The organism is cf. Phormidesmis sp. LEGE 11477 (assembly GCF_015207105.1).
Classification (GTDB): Bacteria; Cyanobacteriota; Cyanobacteriia; order Phormidesmidales; family Phormidesmidaceae; genus Phormidesmis.
In genome coordinates, this window is sequence record NZ_JADEXO010000121.1 from 1 (window position 1) to 17161 (window position 17161).

Genomic DNA, 17161 nt, shown 5'->3' on the forward strand with positions numbered 1-17161 from the left:
AGTCACCCCTACACCCGGCGATGAGACCCTCACCGGTACTACCAACCCCGACACCCTCTTCGGTGACCTCGGCAACGATATCATCACAGGCGGCGAAGGCAACGATATCTTACGCGGCGATCGCAACAACCGCTCCACCCAAGACAACATCATGGGCGGCGACGACATCATCTTCGGCGGCGAGGGTAATGACCGCATCGGCGGCAAATCCGGCAACGACATCCTCAGCGGCGACGCAGGCGACGACTTCATCTGGGGCGATGACGGCGACGATATCATCATGGGCGTCACTGGCAATGACACCCTCGTTGGCGACAACTTCTCCAACGGCAGCGGCAGCGATCTGTTCGTCTTCGGCAACGGCGATGGAACAGATACCATCCTCGACTTTGAAGTCGGCACTGACCGGATTGGCCTAGTCGAAGGCGAGCTAATGTTCGCTGACCTGACGGTTACTCAAGAGGGCAGCACTACCCTGTTGGGTGTCGCAAGCAGCGGTGAAACGCTGGCTGTTCTCAACGGCGTGCAGGCATCGGCGCTAACGCAGAGCAGCTTTGAAATTGTTGCGGATGTCTCGAATCTAGAGGATGCAATGGCTTTGATTTAGATAAACGGAAGGGGAAATGCTAGTGTCTTTCCCCTCTTTACAGGCGAGTTCGTAATGAGATTGTGTCTGATGGAATGTCGTAAACCTAGTCTTTGTCTGGATCGATGCCGAGCGATCGCAATTGCTCTATCAGTTTTGCTGCCCGTTGGCGTTCTACTTCAATTTGGCGTTCTGCGGCTTCGGCTCGCTGGCGTTCTGCCTCGGCTCGTTGCTCAGCGGCCTGTGCCCGTTGATCTGACTTTCTTAGCTGCGATCGCAGCGCTTTCATCTCAGCTTCTGGCACCGGGTAAGCCTGCCCTTGCTCGTTGTGCCACAGCAGCACCTCTCGTTCTAGTCCGCCCACTAGCTGCCTGGCTCGGCCAATGCCCAGCCCAACTTCTGGCATCCAAAAAGGTTCACCTAGCTGAAGCTGGTATTCTCCTGCTTCTAGCTTGTACACCTCAAACGGCTGGTGCTGGTCTCGCTTCCAGTGCAAAGGGTTGTACACCACGTAGTACAGTACGCCCAAGCGGTGATAGATCTCCAACTTCTCGCCGTACTCTTTTCCAGGCGTTTGCGACACTAGCTCTATGGCCAGTATGGGCGCAGTTTCACCCTCTTCCCACATTGCATAGCTCAGCCGCCCTCGCGGTTGATTGGCCTTTTGCCTTTCTACGCCAATGCTCAAAAACGCATCTGGCACCACGGGCACCTTAGTGCTTACGCCAGTGGTGTGATACACCGCCATATCTACCCCAAAGAACCAGTCCATACGTTCGGCCCACAGGCTAGCGAGAGCTAGCAACAGCAGATTGGGCAGCAGATTTTGTTCTTCACTTCGCGATAGCGAACCAAATGACAAGCCCACAGGAATGTCGTCAGAGCAGGGTAGCTCTGTGGTGCTAGGTAGGCGTGAAAGCGGCTGCGAAACCATGATGAATGCCTCAAAAGGGTCTGCTCGTCAGTTCTTATTATAAAGCCCGTTTTCCTTACTCCCTAGCCGTCTTAATGCGATCGCTCTCATGGACTGAGCGTAGCCGAAATCCAAACTTCCCAAACTCATTCAAACCCGTTTAGATAACTCAGGAGCCCCCAAACCATGACCCAAGTATCCCTTTCCACGTCCACAAACAGAGCAGCTTTGAAGTGGTGGCCGATGTCTCGAACCCAGAGGAGGCAATGGCTTTGATCTAGACGCTACAGACTTAGCCGCCATGCAGTTTCTCGCGGCGGCTAATTTTTTCTTTTTGCGTCTCTTCTTGCTCTACAAAGGCAGCGCCCGAATCCGATTGACCCACTCTTCTGCTTCACTCGCCATCCAAATGAGCACTAAATCACCTACAACAGCTCGAACTGCCATTGACTGCGGAACAACAACGCCGCCAGCGCTAGATTTGTCAACAATGCGATCCGCAAAATGCATTGGCATCGTCTTCCGGTCATGCGTCACAAGTACTCGCTCTAACCTAGCTGCAACGCTTAAGACTTCTGAATCGCTAATTCCAATTAGCCCGCCTTCAGCAGCCGTCTGGAAATCCATATTAGGCTCGGCGCGTCGGCAGGCTTTGACAATAATTTGGTTCAAATCTGCATCTGCCTGGAAACAAATCATTGCTGACCCACAGGCGCTCGTCTGGCCTGCATTAGCTTTTCATAAAATGGCCGATCCTGTTCGCGAGTGGCTTCTCGAAGGACAGCAAACTCTGAGTCGGCCTGTTGCAGATAAGCATCAATCTCATCGCGATGCCCTAAGTAGTAAGCGATCGCACCATAAACCTGTTCCAAGCTCAAAGACGGAAAACACTCAGCAGCAATCGTCTCGGACGTTAATCCCTGCAAAAATGCCACAACAACAGAATCTAATGAGATTCGGGTATGTGCAATCCAGTAACCTGCATCGCGCTGCTCTACATATTGACTGTCCATACCCACATAGCCCTCAAAATAGGTTGCTTACGATAGTTTACCATCCGTTAAATTATCCGGGCCTGGGTCGGGCGATCGCAGTTGCTCAATCAAACGTGCCGTCCGTTGGCGTTCTGATTCCAATTGCTGTTTTGTGGCTTCAGCTTGTTAGCGTTCCACCCTAGCTATGAACAAGCCTTCCCTATGCTTAATTTCTTTAATACCAATACTTCCGTTGGCTGAGCGTAGCTAAACCTCAACCTTTTCAATTTACAAAACAACTCAGGAGCCCCCATGGTGCAAGTCAACCTTTCCACGTCTACAAACTTTGATGGCGACCTTAACGCCCTCGTCGAAGACCAGGGTACAGCCCTTACCGTCCGCTTTGACCTCGACGAACCGGCCCCCGAAGGTGGGCTGAAGGTGTATGTCGATAGCGAGATAGAACAGATTGTCAATCGGCTCGATTTGGTCGGCTTTGCTGGTAACCCGACGGTAGAGAACATCAATCCCAACCTGCTAGGCACCAACTTCGACAACTCAGGCTTTTTCCTCACGATTGACGAAGGCGCGACGACAGCCAGCTTTACGATTGATGTGTTCGATAATCCTGAGCCGGATACCTTCTTGCCGGAAACGTTTGATGGTTTGGTAGAAGCTGCCTTCATGCTAACAACAGAGGTGGAGCAGCAAGACTTAGCAGATGTCGGCACGTTGGGCAACTACACGATTGATCCAGATGGGGCGATGAGTGCAGTGCTGTTTGCTGATGATGCCAGTCAGCTTACAGATATACCAGAGCCACCAACAGAGCCGCCGACAGAGCCACCGACTTCAGGATTGCCGCTGGTGAGTTTGAATACGGGGCCGGACTTCTTAGTTGAAGAAGAAGGCACAGTATCGGCGCATGTGTTTAACGTGACGGGCGCGACAATTCCTGAAGAGGGATTGTTGGTATCGGTAAGTGCGCCGGGGCTGAGTGAGTTTGACCTAGATGGGATTAATATCTCAGACGGTGGTGAGATTGTTGAAGTTCGAGAAGACGGCTTCGATATTCTGCTGACAGACTTCACGGTGCTGGTAGATTTGCCAGTTGCGGCGGACGGGGAAGCAGAAGGGTTAGAAACTGCTAGCTTTAGCCTGGAAGCAGGTAATGGATATGAGGTGAATGAAGCTTTCAATAGCGGTAGCTTCGATCTTGTTGATACTGCCGCCGAAATTCCTGCTGAGTCACTCAACCAGCTTAATGACGCGCTTCCTTTGGCTATTCCTATTGAGCTAAGTGAAGCCAATCCCACCTCTTTCACAGCTTCAATCGACTTTAATATCGGGAATCGCTATCTGAATGGTGATGGAACTTATACCTATATTGATAACACCGAAGATGTCGATTTTTATTCCTTTGAGCTGGAAGCAGGTGATGTTATCAGCATTGACGCTGATAGATATCAACGGGGCGAACCTTCAACAGATCTTACCAACATCTTTACTTACGATTCCGAAGGGCCTGATTTAGCACAGCGAATATTCGACTCGGAAGGGAATGAAATAGCAGCAAATTGGTTAGGACAAGGCCCTGGAGAACTATATCAGGCTGAGGATTCTTACCTGGAGTTTGAAGCGCCAGAAAGCGGAACTTACTATCTGGGTCTCAGTCATGCTGCTAGTGGTTTTGCCCAAGCTTTTGCAGAATTTCGTGGCTTTGAGCGCTGGAAATACGATCCTTTTGTCCCAGGGAGTGGGGATAACGGTGATTGTGGAAATGGCGATCCTTGGATCCCTGAGTATGACCTCACGATTAATTTGAATCCAGAGGTTGTTCTAGAACTTCCTCAATTTGCTATCGGCGGTGCTGAAAACAGTAACCGTGGTAGTAGCGACACAGAACCAGGTTTACCCACTGTTTCCTTAGAATTTTTAACGTTCACTACCGATCCTGACACAGAGAACCTAACGAGTCCTTATTTAACCGAAGGAACGCCAGGAACAGGTTCTAGCCTTGTTCTTTCGTTAAAAACTGAAGGAGATATTCCTGAAGAAGGAATTTTAGTCAATGTCAATAGCGATAACTATCTGCGACAATACGTTTCTCGACGTACGTTTCAACAAGGATCACCTTTTACACCAGGTTCAGAACTAGAAAGCTTTATTTCTGATGAAACCGGACGGGAGACGGGCCTTCAGTTAAGAGTTTTTGAACCCTACACCTTTATCACCCTCAATGCTCAGAGTGAGGGCTGGGCAGATATTATCGAGCCGGACGTTGAAGCCCCCGAAGACGTGAGCTTCTTCCTCGAAACTGGAGAGGGCTACAACATTGACAGTAATGCCAGTGAATTTACGGCTACTTACTACGACCCCGATCAAGTTCCCGAACTTTCGATAGTTCCAGAAGTGGGAATTAGTCTGAGTGAAACCGAGCTGATTGAATCTGAGGCAACAGAAACAACTCTGACTTTTACCCTGAGTGAGCCGCCACCAGAAGAAGGAATCGTTGTCCAGGTTAATGGCAGTAGTGCAGGTCTTTTCCCTCAGTTTGATATTTTCAATCTCGAAATTGAAGGTGGTGTCTTTCCCTCGCCTAACTTCGACTTCAGTAACTTTTTCTTCAAAATTACCGAACAAGAAGCATCTATTACCCTCCCCACGTTTGAAGATCCCTTCGATGAAGGACTGCAAAGCTTTAGCTTTTCTCTGCAAGAAGCGCCCAATTACACTGTTGATAGCAATGCCAGTGAAACCGTTTTTACCATTGCCGATAATCCAAATTCAGTTGTAGAAGTGAGTTTGAGTAGCGATTTAGATACTTTAGTTGTGTCTGAAAATCAGGCAAGTGTACTGACCTTTAACCTCACTGCAAACCCACCAATAGAGGGCGTTACGGTGACCGTCGATGCGCCTGAACTCTCAGTGTTTGACGTAGATGCATTGACTGTAATGGGAGGAGAAATTACTGGAATTACCGATTCAGGTTTCTCTCTTATCATTACCGATGTCACTGCCACAGTCGAGTTACCTATCCGAGCAGATGCTGAAGTAGGAAGAACAGAAGCGGCAACTTTTTCTTTGGCTGAAACAACCGGCTCTACGGTTAATCCAGACACTAACGAAGCAGTCATCGTCCTTTACGACAATCCAAATCAGGTTCCTGTCACTGAAGAGTTCAATGATAATGACACCCTTGCTCAAGCTCAATCGCTTAATCTCAATTTAGAGAATCTCAGCACTACAGTTAGAGGTGGTCTTACCTCTTTTGACCCTGGGCAAGATTTCTCTGAACGCACTGACCCCAGCGAGGATGTAGACTTCTACACCTTTGATTTGGAAGCAGGAAATACAGTCACTATCGATGTTGATGCTGTCGGTGGACTAGAGCTTGTAGGGCTTGAAGACGTTGATTTACGTTTGGACTCCGAATTACGCTTGTTTGATAGCAATGGTAACGAGCTTGCCAGCGTCAACAACGCAGCCGCACCCGATGAAGAATTCGGTCGCGATCCCTATCTTGAGTTTACTGCTGAAGAAACAGGTAGCTACTATGTAGGCGTCAGTCAACTAGGAAACCGCAATTATGACCCTAATGTAGGAGGTAGTGGAAGTGGTTGGACTTTTCCAGAAATCGGCGTTTTCCCAGGTGAATACGACCTTAGTGTTAGCCTCACAACAGGTGATACTTCCACTACTGACATCATCGGCACCGATGATGCCGATATCCTAACTGGCGATGCCAACAACAACACCCTCGACGGCCTAGCCGGTAACGATACCCTCGCAGGTGGCCTCGGCAACGACATCATTCTCGGTGGCGATGGCGACGACATACTGCGCGGTGATGAAAACAGCCGCAACCCCCAAGACGATGTAATGGGCGGCAACGATATCATCTTCGGCGGTGAAGGGAGCGATCGCATCGGAGGAAAATCTGGCAACGACATCCTCAGCGGCGATGCGGGCGACGACTTCATCTGGGGCGACGACGGTGACGACATCATCATGGGTGTGACGGGCAACGATATCCTGGTGGGCGACAACTTCTCTAACGGCAGCGGCAGCGATCTGTTCGTGTTCGGCAATGGCGATGGCACCGATACTATCCTCGACTTTGAGGTGGGTACAGACCGGATTGGCCTGGTCGAAGGCGAGCTAATGTTCGCTGATCTGACGATTACCCAAGACGGTAGCAATACCCTGCTAGGCGTAGCTAGCAGCAGTGAAACCCTGGCGATTCTAAACAGCGTGCAGGCATCGGCGCTGACAGAAAGCAGCTTCGAGGTAGTAGCCGATGTCTCAAACCCAGAGGAGGCACTGGCCTTAATTTAAAGACACCGATTGCTCAGGGCGAGCTGCTAGTTTCCACTAATTTCTACTAGCGGCTCACCAGCGCTTAAAAGTTCTAGGGCACGAGGTAGCGTTTCACTCAAAATTTCACGCAGCCGAGCGTTGGAAGTATTGCCACAAGTCAACCAAATTATTTGCGGCGGAGAACCCAACCGCTCGACCATCTCAACAAAATCACTATCTTTAGTCATGACGATCGCTTTTTGTGCTTTTGCCACTGCAAAAATATCTGGATCTTCGGCATCTCTTAAGTTGAGATCTCGCAAGGCAACTGCCGTGATATCAAAGGTTTCTGTTATCCAGATTGCGATCGCAGGCGACAAATGGGCATCGACCCAAAGAGTCATACAAGTAGCACCGGATGGTCAATTTTGCGGGACGCATAAGCGAGTGCAGCCTTCAAATCATCGGCCTCTAGGTCGGGCATCTCCGTCAAAATTTCTTGACTCTCAAGTCCTGCTGCAAACAAATCTAAAACGTCAGACACTCGAATTCTCATTCCTCGAATACAAGGCCGCCCACCACACTGCCTAGGATTAACCGTAATTCTTTCTAATAAAGATGACATATCAAACAACCCCAAAACTACTTTCTAGGCCCAAATGCCTACTTTTTTACATCTGCTATCAACCTCCTTAAGCTTGCGTATCCATGCATACCCAAAGATAGCGCATTTCTTTCGTCACTCATCGTACTCACAAAGAAGGGCCAAAGCCCTACATCATTCATCATTCACTATTTCTTTAGAGCCCCAAAATTATGCCTCAAGTATCTCTTTCCACGTCTACAAACTTTGATGGCGATCGCAACGCCCTCGTCGAAGACCAGGGTACAGCCCTTACCGTCCGCTTTGACCTCGACGAACCGGCCCCCGAAGGTGGGCTGAAGGTGTATGTCGATAGCGAGATAGAACAGATTGTCAACCGGCTCGATTTGGTCGGCTTTGCCGGTAATCCCACCGTAGAGAACATCAACCCTAACCTGCTGGGCACGAACTTCGACAACTCGGGATTTTTCCTCACGATTGATGCAGGGGCAACCACCGCCAGCTTTACGATTGATGTGTTCGACAACCCAGAGCCAGATACGTTTTTGCCTGCGACGTTTGATGGCCTAGTAGAAGCGGCGTTTGCGCTGAGGGTGGCGGGCGAAGTTGAGCAAGCAGACCTGGCTGATGTGGGAACGCTGGGCGACTACACGGTAGACCCGGATGGGGCGACCAGTACGGTGCTGTTTGCGGATGAGGCGAGCCAGCTTGCGGAGTCGCCAGAGCCACCGCCGACTCCACCGACCGGGCCACCGACTTCAGGACTGCCGCTGGTGAGTTTGAATACGGGGCCGGACTTTTTGGTGGAAGAAGAAGGCACGGTGTCGGCGCATGTGTTTAACGTGACGGGGGCGACGATTCCAGAAGAGGGATTGTTGGTGTCGGTGAGTGCGCCGGGGCTGAATGAGTTCGACCTGGATGGCATTAATGTCTCCGAAGGCGGTGAGATTGTCGGAGTTCGAGAAGACGGCTTCGATATTCTGCTGACAGACTTCACGGTGCTGGTAGATTTGCCAGTTGCGGCGGATGGTGAAGCTGAGGGTTTAGAAACTGCCAGTTTTAGTTTAGAAGTTGGTGATGGGTATGAGGTGAATGAAGCTTTTAGTAGCGGCAGCTTCGACATAGCTGATACTACCAACGAAATTCCAGCAGGCGCTCTAAATCAGCGTAATGATACACTCCCTGAAGCAATTTCCTTAGACCTAAATGAAGCAGAACCTACGTTTCTGACCACTTCGATTGAGTTCGATATTGGTAACCGCTATCTTAACGACGATGGAACTTACACTTACATCGATGCTACTGAAGATGTCGATTTTTACTCCTTTGAACTAGAAGAAGGCGATTTAATAGGTGTCGATGCCGATAGTTGGTTACGGGGCGATCCTCCAGAAGACATCACTGAATTTGTGTTCGACAGTTCAAGAGGGCCTTTTATATCACAGCGAATATTTGATTCAGCGGGTCAGGAACTATCATCTACCTGGGCAGGTCAAGGCCCCGGAGAACTTTTTGTTAGCAGGGATTCTTACACAGAATTTGTAGCCCCAGAAGATGGAACTTACTACTTAGGCATAAGCAATCAAATTAGCGGTAGTCCTGATTCCTTTGTAGACCTTATAGACTTTCCTAATGCCGTTAAATACGATCCTTTTATCCCAGGGCTTGGAGATAATGACCTTAATTTCGGAAACGGACAAACTCGGGTAGGTGAGTATGACCTTACTATTGCCTTAAATCCAGAGATTGCTCTAGAGCTGCCTCAATTTTTTGATGGCAACGGTGCTATTGATAGCAGTAATGGTGAGAGTAGCGATGCAGCACCCGGTTCACCAACTGTTTCTTTGGATGCTGCGACTTTTACGCTTGACCCAGATACAGAAAACGTAGTCAACTCGTATCTGACAGAAGGGACAGCAATAACAAACTCTATCCTTTTCCTTACGTTGGAAACCGAAGGAGAAATTCCTGAAGAGGGAATTTTAGTCAATGTTAATAGCGACAACTACCTAAGACAATATGTCACTCGACGTAGCCTATTTTCGCCGCCCTTCTCTCCAGGCTCAGATCTAGAAACGGTTATCTACGACGAAACAGGACGTGAAACAGGCTTTCAGCTAAGAGTTTTTGAGCCTAATGCCTTCGTCACACTTAGCGCTCAAAGCATTGGATGGGCAGATAACATCGAGCCAGATGTAGAAGCGCCTGAAGATGTCACTTGGTCTCTAGAGTCAGGGGAAGGTTATGCCGTTGATAGTGAAGCCTCTGAAATCAATATCACCTATTACGATCCAGAGCAAGTTCCTGAAACAACAGTAATTCCGGAGATTGAGATTAGCCTCAGCGAAACTGAACTTATCGAATCTGAGGGAACCGAAACAGCGTTAACCTTTACCTTGAGCGAACCGCCGCCAGAGCAAGGCGTTGTTGTTCGAGTCAGTGGAAGTTCTGCTGGACTTCTTCCTCAGTTTGATATTTCTAATATCAAAGTAGACGGTGGTGTCTTCCCTTCTCCTGACGGTGACTTTCGTGGCTTCTACTTCAAAATTACTGAACAAGAAGCCAGCATTAGCCTCCCTGTGTTTGAAGATCCTTTTGATGAAGGATTACAAGAATTCAGTTTTTCGTTAGTAGAATCTCCTAGCTACTCTATTGGTGCTGGAGGTGAGGCTACGTTCACTATTGCCGATACCCCAGATTCAGTTGTGGAAGTCAGCTTGAGTAGTGAATCTGAGACGTTAGTAGAGTCAGAAAATTCGATGGGTGTGCTGACCTTCAATCTTACAGCAGACCCAACAGCAGAAGGGGTTACGGTTAACGTTGATGCGCCTGAGCTTTCAGAGTTTGACGTAGCGGCACTAACCGTAGCGGGAGGAGAAATTACTGAAACTACCGATTCAGGATTCTCACTTAACATTACCGATGCTACCGCTACAGTTGAGTTACCTGTGCTAGCCGATGGTGAAACAGAAGGACTGGAAACAGCAACCTTCTCCTTATCTGAGGCTGTTGGTTCCACCATTAATCCAGATACCAATGAAGCAACGCTCACTCTAGCTGACAATTCCAATCAAGTTCCTGTAACTGAGGAAATTGATGCTAATGACACTATTTCTCAGGCCGACGATCTCAATCTCAATTTAGAAAACTCTGGTGTTACTGTTAGAGGTGGTATTTCATCCTTAGATCCTGGCCAAGGCTTCCGTAACAATAACGACTTCAGCGAAGATGTAGATCTGTACACTCTTAATCTCGAAGCAGGAGATACCGTCAAGCTTGATGTTGATGCTGTCGGCGGATTAGAACTATCGCTATATGAAGGCGTTGACTTGCGCTTAGATTCGGAACTGCGGGTGTTTGATGCAGATGGAAACGAACTAGCTAGCAACAATAATGCAGCAGCGCCCGACGAAGAATTTAGCCGCGATCCTTATCTTGAGTTTACTGCCGAATCAGCAGGGACCTATTATGTAGGCATCAGTCAGCTTGGAAACAACAACTACGATCCCAATGTAGAAGGCAGTGGTAGCGGTTGGGTTTTCCCGGAAATTGGCGTTTTCTCAGGAGAATACGACCTCAACGTTAGCTTGACTTCAGGTGATACCCCCGATCTTGATATTATCGGCACCGATGGCGACGACACCCTAAGTGGCGACGCAGGCAACAACACCCTCGACGGCCTAGCCGGTAACGACACCCTTGCAGGTGGCCTCGGCAACGACATCATTCTCGGTGGCGATGGCGACGACATACTGCGCGGTGATGAAAACAGCCGCAACCCCCAAGACGATGTAATGGGCGGCAACGACATCATCTTCGGCGGTGAAGGGAGCGATCGCATCGGAGGAAAATCTGGCAATGACATCCTCAGCGGCGATGCGGGCGACGACTTCATCTGGGGCGATGACGGCGACGACATCATCATGGGCTCCGCTGGTAACGACATCCTCGTCGGCGACAATTTCTCCAACGGCAGCGGCAGCGATCTGTTTGTGTTTGGCAATGGCGACGGCACCGATACTATCCTCGACTTTGAGGTCGGCATCGATCGCATTGGCCTGGTCGAAGGCGAGCTAATGTTCGCTGATCTGACGATTACCCAAGACGGCAGCACTACCCTACTGGGCGTAGCGAGCAGCGGTGAAACGCTAGCTATTCTCAACGGCGTACAGGCCAGCAGCTTGACTGAGAGCAGCTTTGAGGTGGTGGCTGACGTCTCGAATCTAGAGGAGGCAATAGCTTTGATTTAAAACACATAGAGCATCCAGTGTGTGACTGCATAGCGATGGTCGCGCACTGGGTTGCTCTTGAAGACTCACAGCAGCTTACCTTTGAGTTCTTCATAGTCTGGAAACTTGCCATCTGAAGACATCAAGAAAGCGTCATGAGCGATCGCAGTCGCAATAATCAACCTATCCTGCGGGTCGCGATGATGTTCAGGCAAATCGACAGCAGTCCCCGCAATTTGTGGCGTAATCGGAATCAAGATGATATCAGAACCTGCTAATGCTCTTTCAAACCAGTCTGCCCGGCTCAGCGGCAGTTCAATCCGCCCGTGTCGTTCTAACCAAGCAACCTCTAAACAACTAATGGCAGAAACCGCAACTGAATCGCTCCGCTCAATTTGCGTTTTGCGAGTTAAATCAAGCTTTTTGTTATCTTCGTTTATCCACCACAGCCAAATGTGGGTGTCAAGAACAATCATGAATTCAAATTCCAATCGGCAGCTGGAATGCTATCGAAAATATCATCGAGTAGCTTTATTTTTCCAGCGATTTCAGGGTGCGGCTGACGGCGCTTGTCGTCTGCGCCAGTTGGCTCTTCTACAGGCATAATAATCACTTCTAGCTGCTGGTTTGGCGGCAGCTTGGGCACCTGCTTTAAGTTTCCCATTGCATCTGTTTCGAGGATTAGGCGCTTCGTATTCATGTTCACCCTTGTCTATATACTCCAAAGTCAATAGTAGCCTACGAGCATCGACTCCCATAAGTGAGTGTGCCGATGCGTACAAAAAATAGCGTATTCCCTTTCGTCTCTCATCACTCATTGTTTTTCTATAACTCCAAAACCATGCCCCGAGTATCTCTTTCCACGCCTACAGATTTTGACGGCGATCGCAACGCCCTAACTGAAGACCAAGGTACGAACCTGACCGTCTATCCAGGTTACGAATACATAAATCTGTAAGATTTTCTACAACAAAATCGACGACAAATAAAGGAAATCCAACCATGTCTCAAATTGAACGCGAAGGTTACCAGCCAGGAGATAGCTTTGATTTTGTCACACAGCTACCTACCTATGAAGGTGAGCTTAGTCCTGGTGAGCAGGCAAATGCTGACTTTGCCGATCAGCTAGAAGGCGAAGCACTGCTAGACGATCTGCAAGATGGCGGCTATGTTATCTACTTTAGGCATGCTCAAACAGAAAGAGACTTTGCCGATCAGGTCACTGCTGATGTCAACAACTTTTCAACTCAACGGGTGCTCAGCGAGATTGGTATACAGCAGTCTCTAGTCATCGGTGAGGGGTTTGAGCGCTCTCAAATTCCATACGATGATGTGATTACCAGCGACTATGGCCGCGCTGTGAAGACAGCCGCGATCGCCTTCGGTGAATATCAAAAAGACTCTGACCTAAACTTTCTCCCATTTGAAGACTATACCGACGCTCAAATCGAAGAGATGCGAGTGAACGTCACGCCTTTTTTGACGATGGTTCCCGAGGTGGCCACCAATACCATCGTCGTCGGTCACGACGACCTATTTGAAGCAGGAACAGGCATCTACCCTGACCCGCAGGGCATTGCCTACCTGCTCAAGCCGGACGGCAGCGGTAGTTTTGATATCATTGCCAACCTGTTGCCAGAAGAATGGATAGAGCTATCCGAAGGCGTGAGTTTGCCGACAGGCGGCGGCAGCGATCCGGTAGATACCGGGGATGAAAGCTTTGACGGATGGACCCCAGGCGATAGCTTTGACTTTGTCACATCGTCGCCTACCTACGAAGGCGAACTCAACCCTGGTGAGCAGGCGAACGCCGACTTTGTCGATCAGCTAGAAGGCGCAGCTCTTTTGGACAAGCTGCAAGCGGGTGGCCACGTTATCTACTTTAGGCATGCTCAAACAGAAAGAGACTTCGCCGATCAGGTCACCGCTGATGTCAACAACTTTTCAACTCAACGGGTGCTTAGCGAAATCGGCGTGCAGCAGTCGCTGGCGATTGGGGAAGGGTTTGAGCTCTCTGATATTCCTTTTGATCATGTGATTACTAGCGACTACGGCAGAGCGGTGGAAACGGCTGCGATCGCCTTCGGTGAATATCAAAAAGACTCCGCTCTAAACTTCCTACCGTTTGAAGACTACACCGATGAACAGATAGAACAGATGCAGGCGAACGTCACGCCTTTCTTGACAATGATGCCTGCCGAGGGCACCAACACAGTGATTGTTGGTCACGACGATTTGTTTGAATCGGGCACGGGCATCTACCCCGATCCACAGGGCATTGCCTATGTGCTAGAGCCAGACGGCGACGGCGGCTTTGATATTCTGGCTAATCTGCTGCCAGAAGAGTGGGCTGATCTCTCTGAAAGCTCAGGGATTACCACCTTCAATTTTGACTGGACGGGTCAAATTGCTGGCTTTAGTGTTCAGGGCACTTTCAGTTACGACAGCGATCAGATCTACACCGAAGACATCGTCCGCGAAAAAGATCTCACCGCCTTTGATATCTCCTTTTTTGATCCCGATGGCAACCTGCTACGCACCTACGAAGACAATCACCTGACCTTCGGTGATTTCAACTTTGCTTTTGACATCGGCACCAGGGAGCTTATACAAGATGGATTTCTTCTCGGGCCAAACGGCTTCAACTTTGGTGAAAAAACGCCGTCGGCTGACGGCTTTAGCGGCCTTAGCTTCTGGTCGGTACCCGAGTTCAACTCTCAAGGGCAGACACCTGTGCCTCACCTCCATATCGATGACTGGGCGAATGAATTTGACTTTCCTATTGGCTTTAGCTCTCACGAAGATGTGTCTTTCTTTACTCGTACTACCCAAGATCTGTTGGATACAGGGCGCACTGGTGAAACCTACGTGGACAACACTTTCGCTGGCTTGAATGAGCTAGGAGAACGAGTGGAGGTATTTGCCGATGGCACCGTCAGGATCGATCAAGCCGGCACCGTAGAAGATGACACAATAGTTGGCAGCGATCGCATTGATGGTATCGACGGCATGGGCGGCGATGACACCATCGCTGGCGGTATAGGCAGCGATCTGATTCTGGGCGGCGACGGGGATGACCTGCTGCGCGGCGATTTGAATAACCGCAGCACTCAAGACACCATCGCTGGCGGTGATGATATTATCTTTGGCGGCGAGGGCTCTGACCGGATCGGCGGCAAGTCCGGCAACGACATCCTCAGCGGCGATGCAGGTGATGACTTCATCTGGGGCGATGACGGCGACGACATCATCATGGGCACCGCTGGCAACGACATCCTCGTCGGCGACAATTTCTCCAACGGCAGCGGCAGCGATCTGTTTGTGTTTGGCAATGGCGACGGCACCGATACTATTCTCGACTTTGAAGTCGGCATCGACCGGATTGGTCTAGTCGAAGGCGAGCTAATGTTCGCTGCCTTGACAATCACTCAAGAGGACAGCAGCACCTTGCTGGGCGTAGCGAGCAGCGGTGAAACGCTAGCCATTCTTAATGGCGTGCAGGCATCGGCGCTAACGCAGAGCAGCTTTGAAGTGGTGGCCGATATCTCGAATCCAGAGGAGGCTGTGGCTTTGATTTAGATAAACGAATACCCACCTTGTGATCGGGCGGTACATCGCAAGGTAGGTATCAGGTTCTATTCCACTTCCCAATCTTCTATCTGTAATCCCTTCACCCGCTCAAACTCTCGCACATTATGAGTAACCAAAGTCAGATGATGAGCCAGTGCGATCGCAGCAATTTGCAGATCGTAAGCTCCAATCGGAGTACCAGCAGCCTCAAGCTCTGCACGAATGCTGCCGTAGATGGCTGCAGCCTCACCATCAAACGGCAAACTAACAAACTCGCCGAAGAACCGCTGATACAAAGCCAGATTTTGCTCTTGGCGACGACTGCGATAGGCACCGTAGTAGAGTTCAGCTTTAACGACATCGCAAAGGCTAATTTCATGTCTGGGCGTAGACATCAGCTTGGCGACGATGGGAGAACTGCGTCGGTTCAAGAACTGGATGCAGGCATTGGTATCAAGCAGGTAGATCATGACTGTCCCAATGTCTGCGATCACACTCTCCTTGCTCCCCTCGAACCAAGGGCTCGCCTTGCCAAGCTCCAGCCGTTTCTTCAAAAAAGTTCGGGGAATATCCTAAAGATTCGGAAGACTGATGCTGACTATCTGTCTGCACAGGTTGATAAAGAACGGTCACCTCCAGGTCTTGCTCTGTCACGGCGACAGGTAGCTCCAAATGTAGAATTCCATCTGCTCCCACATGAGAGCGCACTGTAATGCTTTGCATCTCTACTCATCCTCTCATTTGGCTTAGATCCTAGTCTTTTACAGTCTACCTGACCTCCAGCCCGCACCGCTATAAGCGCATACTCACAGAGAAAGGCAAAGCCCTACATCATTCCGCATTCAATATTCATTCACGAATCCAAAACCATGCCCCAAGTATCTCTTTCCACGTCCACCAATTTTGATGGCGATCTCAGCGCCCTCGTCGAAGACCAGGGTACGGCCCTGACCGTCCGCTTTGACCTGGATGAACCCGCTCCCGAAGGCGGGCTGAAGGTCTATGTTGATAGCGACGTAGAACAGATTATCAATCGGCTCGACCTACCAGGATTTGCCTTCAATCCTACGCTGGAGAACATCGACGCTGCTAGCTTGGTGACCAACTTCGATAACTCTGGCTTTGCCCTCACGATTGAAGAAGGCGCGACGTTTGGCACCTTTACGATTGATGTGTTTGACAATCCTGAGCCGGACACCTTTTTACCTGAGACGTTTGATGGACGGGTAGAGGCGGCGCTGTCGCTGAGGACGCAGGATGAGGTAGAGGCGGCAGACCAGAACGACATTACCGACGTTAGCGAGTACACGATTGACTCGGCGGCGGCGAGCAGTACGGTGATATTTGCCGATGAGGTGAGCCAGCTTGCAGATACGCCCAATCCGCCTAATCCGCCCATGCCTGAAGGACTACAGGTGAGCTTGTTTACCGGGCCGGACTATCTGATTGAGGATGAGGGGACGGTGAGTGCCCATGCGTTTTTGGCGACGAATGGCACGATTCCTGACGGTGGACTAGTTGTGTCGGTGGATGCGCCGAATCTGAGTGAGTTTGACTTGGAGAGTGTTTCGGTTGAGGGGGGTGAGATTGCTGCGGTTCGTGACGGTGGGTTTGACCTGCGGATGACGGAGTATACGGCTTTGGTGAATTTGGCAGTTGTGGATGATGGAGAAACTGAAGATGGAGAGACGGCTAGTTTCAGCTTAGCTGTGGGAGACGGATATGAAATTTTAGAGGACTACAGCAGCGGTAGTTTTGGCCTAGTAGATACACGAGCGGATATTCCGCGAGGAGAAACTAGTGAGCCAAACAATATCATTCCTTTAGCAACAGATACAGAAATTAGCTCTGAAAATCCTTCGTTTTCTGGTAGCAATTCTATCTACTTTAATATTGGAAACCGCTACCTCAATGAAGATGGTACATACACATACATTGACTACAGCGAGGATGTTGATGTTTATAAAGTGGAACTGAGTGCAGGGG

At 49.8% G+C, this 17161-nt stretch carries 14 protein-coding genes; 5 read left to right on the top strand and 9 right to left on the bottom strand.

The annotated features are described in order from the left end of the window. A partial coding sequence (locus IQ256_RS23960; protein ID WP_370623536.1) for a calcium-binding protein occupies positions 1-607 on the top strand: 607 nt, incomplete at its 5' end. An 85-nt stretch (positions 608-692) separates the two neighbouring features. On the opposite strand, the gene IQ256_RS23965 is transcribed toward IQ256_RS23960, so the two are convergent. From IQ256_RS23965 to IQ256_RS23975, 3 genes are all read right to left on the bottom strand, one after another. After that, positions 693-1520, bottom strand: coding sequence for a Uma2 family endonuclease (locus tag IQ256_RS23965; protein ID WP_193858214.1), 828 nt, complete (start codon positions 1518-1520; stop codon positions 693-695). Between the two features lie 330 nt (positions 1521-1850). Continuing rightward, positions 1851-2198, bottom strand: coding sequence for a DUF5615 family PIN-like protein (locus IQ256_RS23970; protein ID WP_193858215.1), 348 nt, complete (start codon positions 2196-2198; stop codon positions 1851-1853). Next, the gene (locus tag IQ256_RS23975; RefSeq protein ID WP_193858216.1) at positions 2195-2512 is read right to left on the bottom strand and encodes a DUF433 domain-containing protein; all 318 of its coding nucleotides are present in this window, start codon (positions 2510-2512) and stop codon (positions 2195-2197) included. The genes IQ256_RS23970 and IQ256_RS23975 overlap by 4 nt, the downstream gene beginning before the upstream one ends. Positions 2513-2785: 273 nt before the next feature. Between IQ256_RS23975 and IQ256_RS23980 the strand changes: the two genes are divergently transcribed. Further along, positions 2786-6811 carry a pre-peptidase C-terminal domain-containing protein gene (locus IQ256_RS23980; protein ID WP_193858217.1) on the top strand — a complete coding sequence of 1342 codons (4026 nt, stop codon included), beginning with the start codon at positions 2786-2788 and terminating at the stop codon, positions 6809-6811. A gap of 26 nt (positions 6812-6837) precedes the next feature. On the opposite strand, the gene IQ256_RS23985 is transcribed toward IQ256_RS23980, so the two are convergent. Then, positions 6838-7176, bottom strand: a complete 339-nt coding sequence (locus tag IQ256_RS23985; RefSeq protein WP_193858218.1) for a DUF5615 family PIN-like protein — start codon at positions 7174-7176, stop codon at positions 6838-6840. Continuing rightward, complete coding sequence (locus IQ256_RS23990; RefSeq protein WP_193858219.1) at positions 7173-7397, bottom strand: DUF433 domain-containing protein; 225 nt, start codon at positions 7395-7397, stop codon at positions 7173-7175. The genes IQ256_RS23985 and IQ256_RS23990 overlap by 4 nt, the downstream gene beginning before the upstream one ends. A gap of 191 nt (positions 7398-7588) precedes the next feature. Between IQ256_RS23990 and IQ256_RS23995 the strand changes: the two genes are divergently transcribed. Next, a complete protein-coding gene (locus tag IQ256_RS23995) occupies positions 7589-11626 on the top strand; it encodes a calcium-binding protein (protein WP_193858220.1) in 4038 nt (1345 codons plus the stop codon). A gap of 65 nt (positions 11627-11691) precedes the next feature. Here IQ256_RS23995 and IQ256_RS24000 read toward each other — a convergent pair whose 3' ends face one another. Both IQ256_RS24000 and IQ256_RS24005 read right to left on the bottom strand, forming a co-directional pair. Next, positions 11692-12081 carry a type II toxin-antitoxin system VapC family toxin gene (locus tag IQ256_RS24000; RefSeq protein WP_193858221.1) on the bottom strand — a complete coding sequence of 130 codons (390 nt, stop codon included), beginning with the start codon at positions 12079-12081 and terminating at the stop codon, positions 11692-11694. Next, a complete protein-coding gene (locus IQ256_RS24005) occupies positions 12078-12305 on the bottom strand; it encodes a hypothetical protein (protein WP_193858222.1) in 228 nt (75 codons plus the stop codon). The genes IQ256_RS24000 and IQ256_RS24005 overlap by 4 nt, the downstream gene beginning before the upstream one ends. A 302-nt stretch (positions 12306-12607) precedes the next feature. On the opposite strand from IQ256_RS24005, the gene IQ256_RS29815 reads away from it, so the two are divergent. Beyond that, positions 12608-15184 (top strand): histidine phosphatase family protein, encoded by a 2577-nt coding sequence (locus IQ256_RS29815; protein ID WP_228025224.1) that lies wholly within the window; start codon positions 12608-12610, stop codon positions 15182-15184. 56 nt (positions 15185-15240) lie between these two features. Here the strand turns inward: IQ256_RS29815 and IQ256_RS24025 are convergent, their stop codons facing one another. Together IQ256_RS24025 and IQ256_RS24030 are read right to left on the bottom strand one after the other, a co-directional pair. Next, positions 15241-15669 carry a type II toxin-antitoxin system VapC family toxin gene (locus IQ256_RS24025; RefSeq protein WP_370623537.1) on the bottom strand — a complete coding sequence of 143 codons (429 nt, stop codon included), beginning with the start codon at positions 15667-15669 and terminating at the stop codon, positions 15241-15243. Continuing rightward, complete coding sequence (locus tag IQ256_RS24030) at positions 15629-15898, bottom strand: hypothetical protein (protein WP_193858224.1); 270 nt, start codon at positions 15896-15898, stop codon at positions 15629-15631. The genes IQ256_RS24025 and IQ256_RS24030 overlap by 41 nt, the downstream gene beginning before the upstream one ends. 146 nt (positions 15899-16044) lie before the next feature. On the opposite strand from IQ256_RS24030, the gene IQ256_RS24035 reads away from it, so the two are divergent. Beyond that, positions 16045-17161, top strand: a 1117-nt coding sequence (locus IQ256_RS24035; protein WP_228025225.1) for a hypothetical protein, incomplete at its 3' end; no start/stop codon positions are given.

Bases quoted from the DNA above. Each gene is read 5' to 3' on its own strand.
- IQ256_RS24005 (WP_193858222.1), bottom strand. From the start codon at position 12,305: ATGAATACGAAGCGCCTAATCCTCGAAACAGATGCAATGGGAAACTTA.
- IQ256_RS23990 (WP_193858219.1), bottom strand. From the start codon at position 7,397: ATGTCATCTTTATTAGAAAGAATTACGGTTAATCCTAGGCAGTGTGGT.
- IQ256_RS24030 (WP_193858224.1), bottom strand. From the start codon at position 15,898: ATGCAAAGCATTACAGTGCGCTCTCATGTGGGAGCAGATGGAATTCTA.
- IQ256_RS23970 (WP_193858215.1), bottom strand. From the start codon at position 2,198: ATGATTTGTTTCCAGGCAGATGCAGATTTGAACCAAATTATTGTCAAA.
- IQ256_RS23975 (WP_193858216.1), bottom strand. From the start codon at position 2,512: ATGGACAGTCAATATGTAGAGCAGCGCGATGCAGGTTACTGGATTGCA.
- IQ256_RS23965 (WP_193858214.1), bottom strand. From the start codon at position 1,520: ATGGTTTCGCAGCCGCTTTCACGCCTACCTAGCACCACAGAGCTACCC.
- IQ256_RS23985 (WP_193858218.1), bottom strand. From the start codon at position 7,176: ATGACTCTTTGGGTCGATGCCCATTTGTCGCCTGCGATCGCAATCTGG.
- IQ256_RS23980 (WP_193858217.1), top strand. From the start codon at position 2,786: ATGGTGCAAGTCAACCTTTCCACGTCTACAAACTTTGATGGCGACCTT.
- IQ256_RS24000 (WP_193858221.1), bottom strand. From the start codon at position 12,081: ATGATTGTTCTTGACACCCACATTTGGCTGTGGTGGATAAACGAAGAT.
- IQ256_RS23995 (WP_193858220.1), top strand. From the start codon at position 7,589: ATGCCTCAAGTATCTCTTTCCACGTCTACAAACTTTGATGGCGATCGC.
- IQ256_RS29815 (WP_228025224.1), top strand. From the start codon at position 12,608: ATGTCTCAAATTGAACGCGAAGGTTACCAGCCAGGAGATAGCTTTGAT.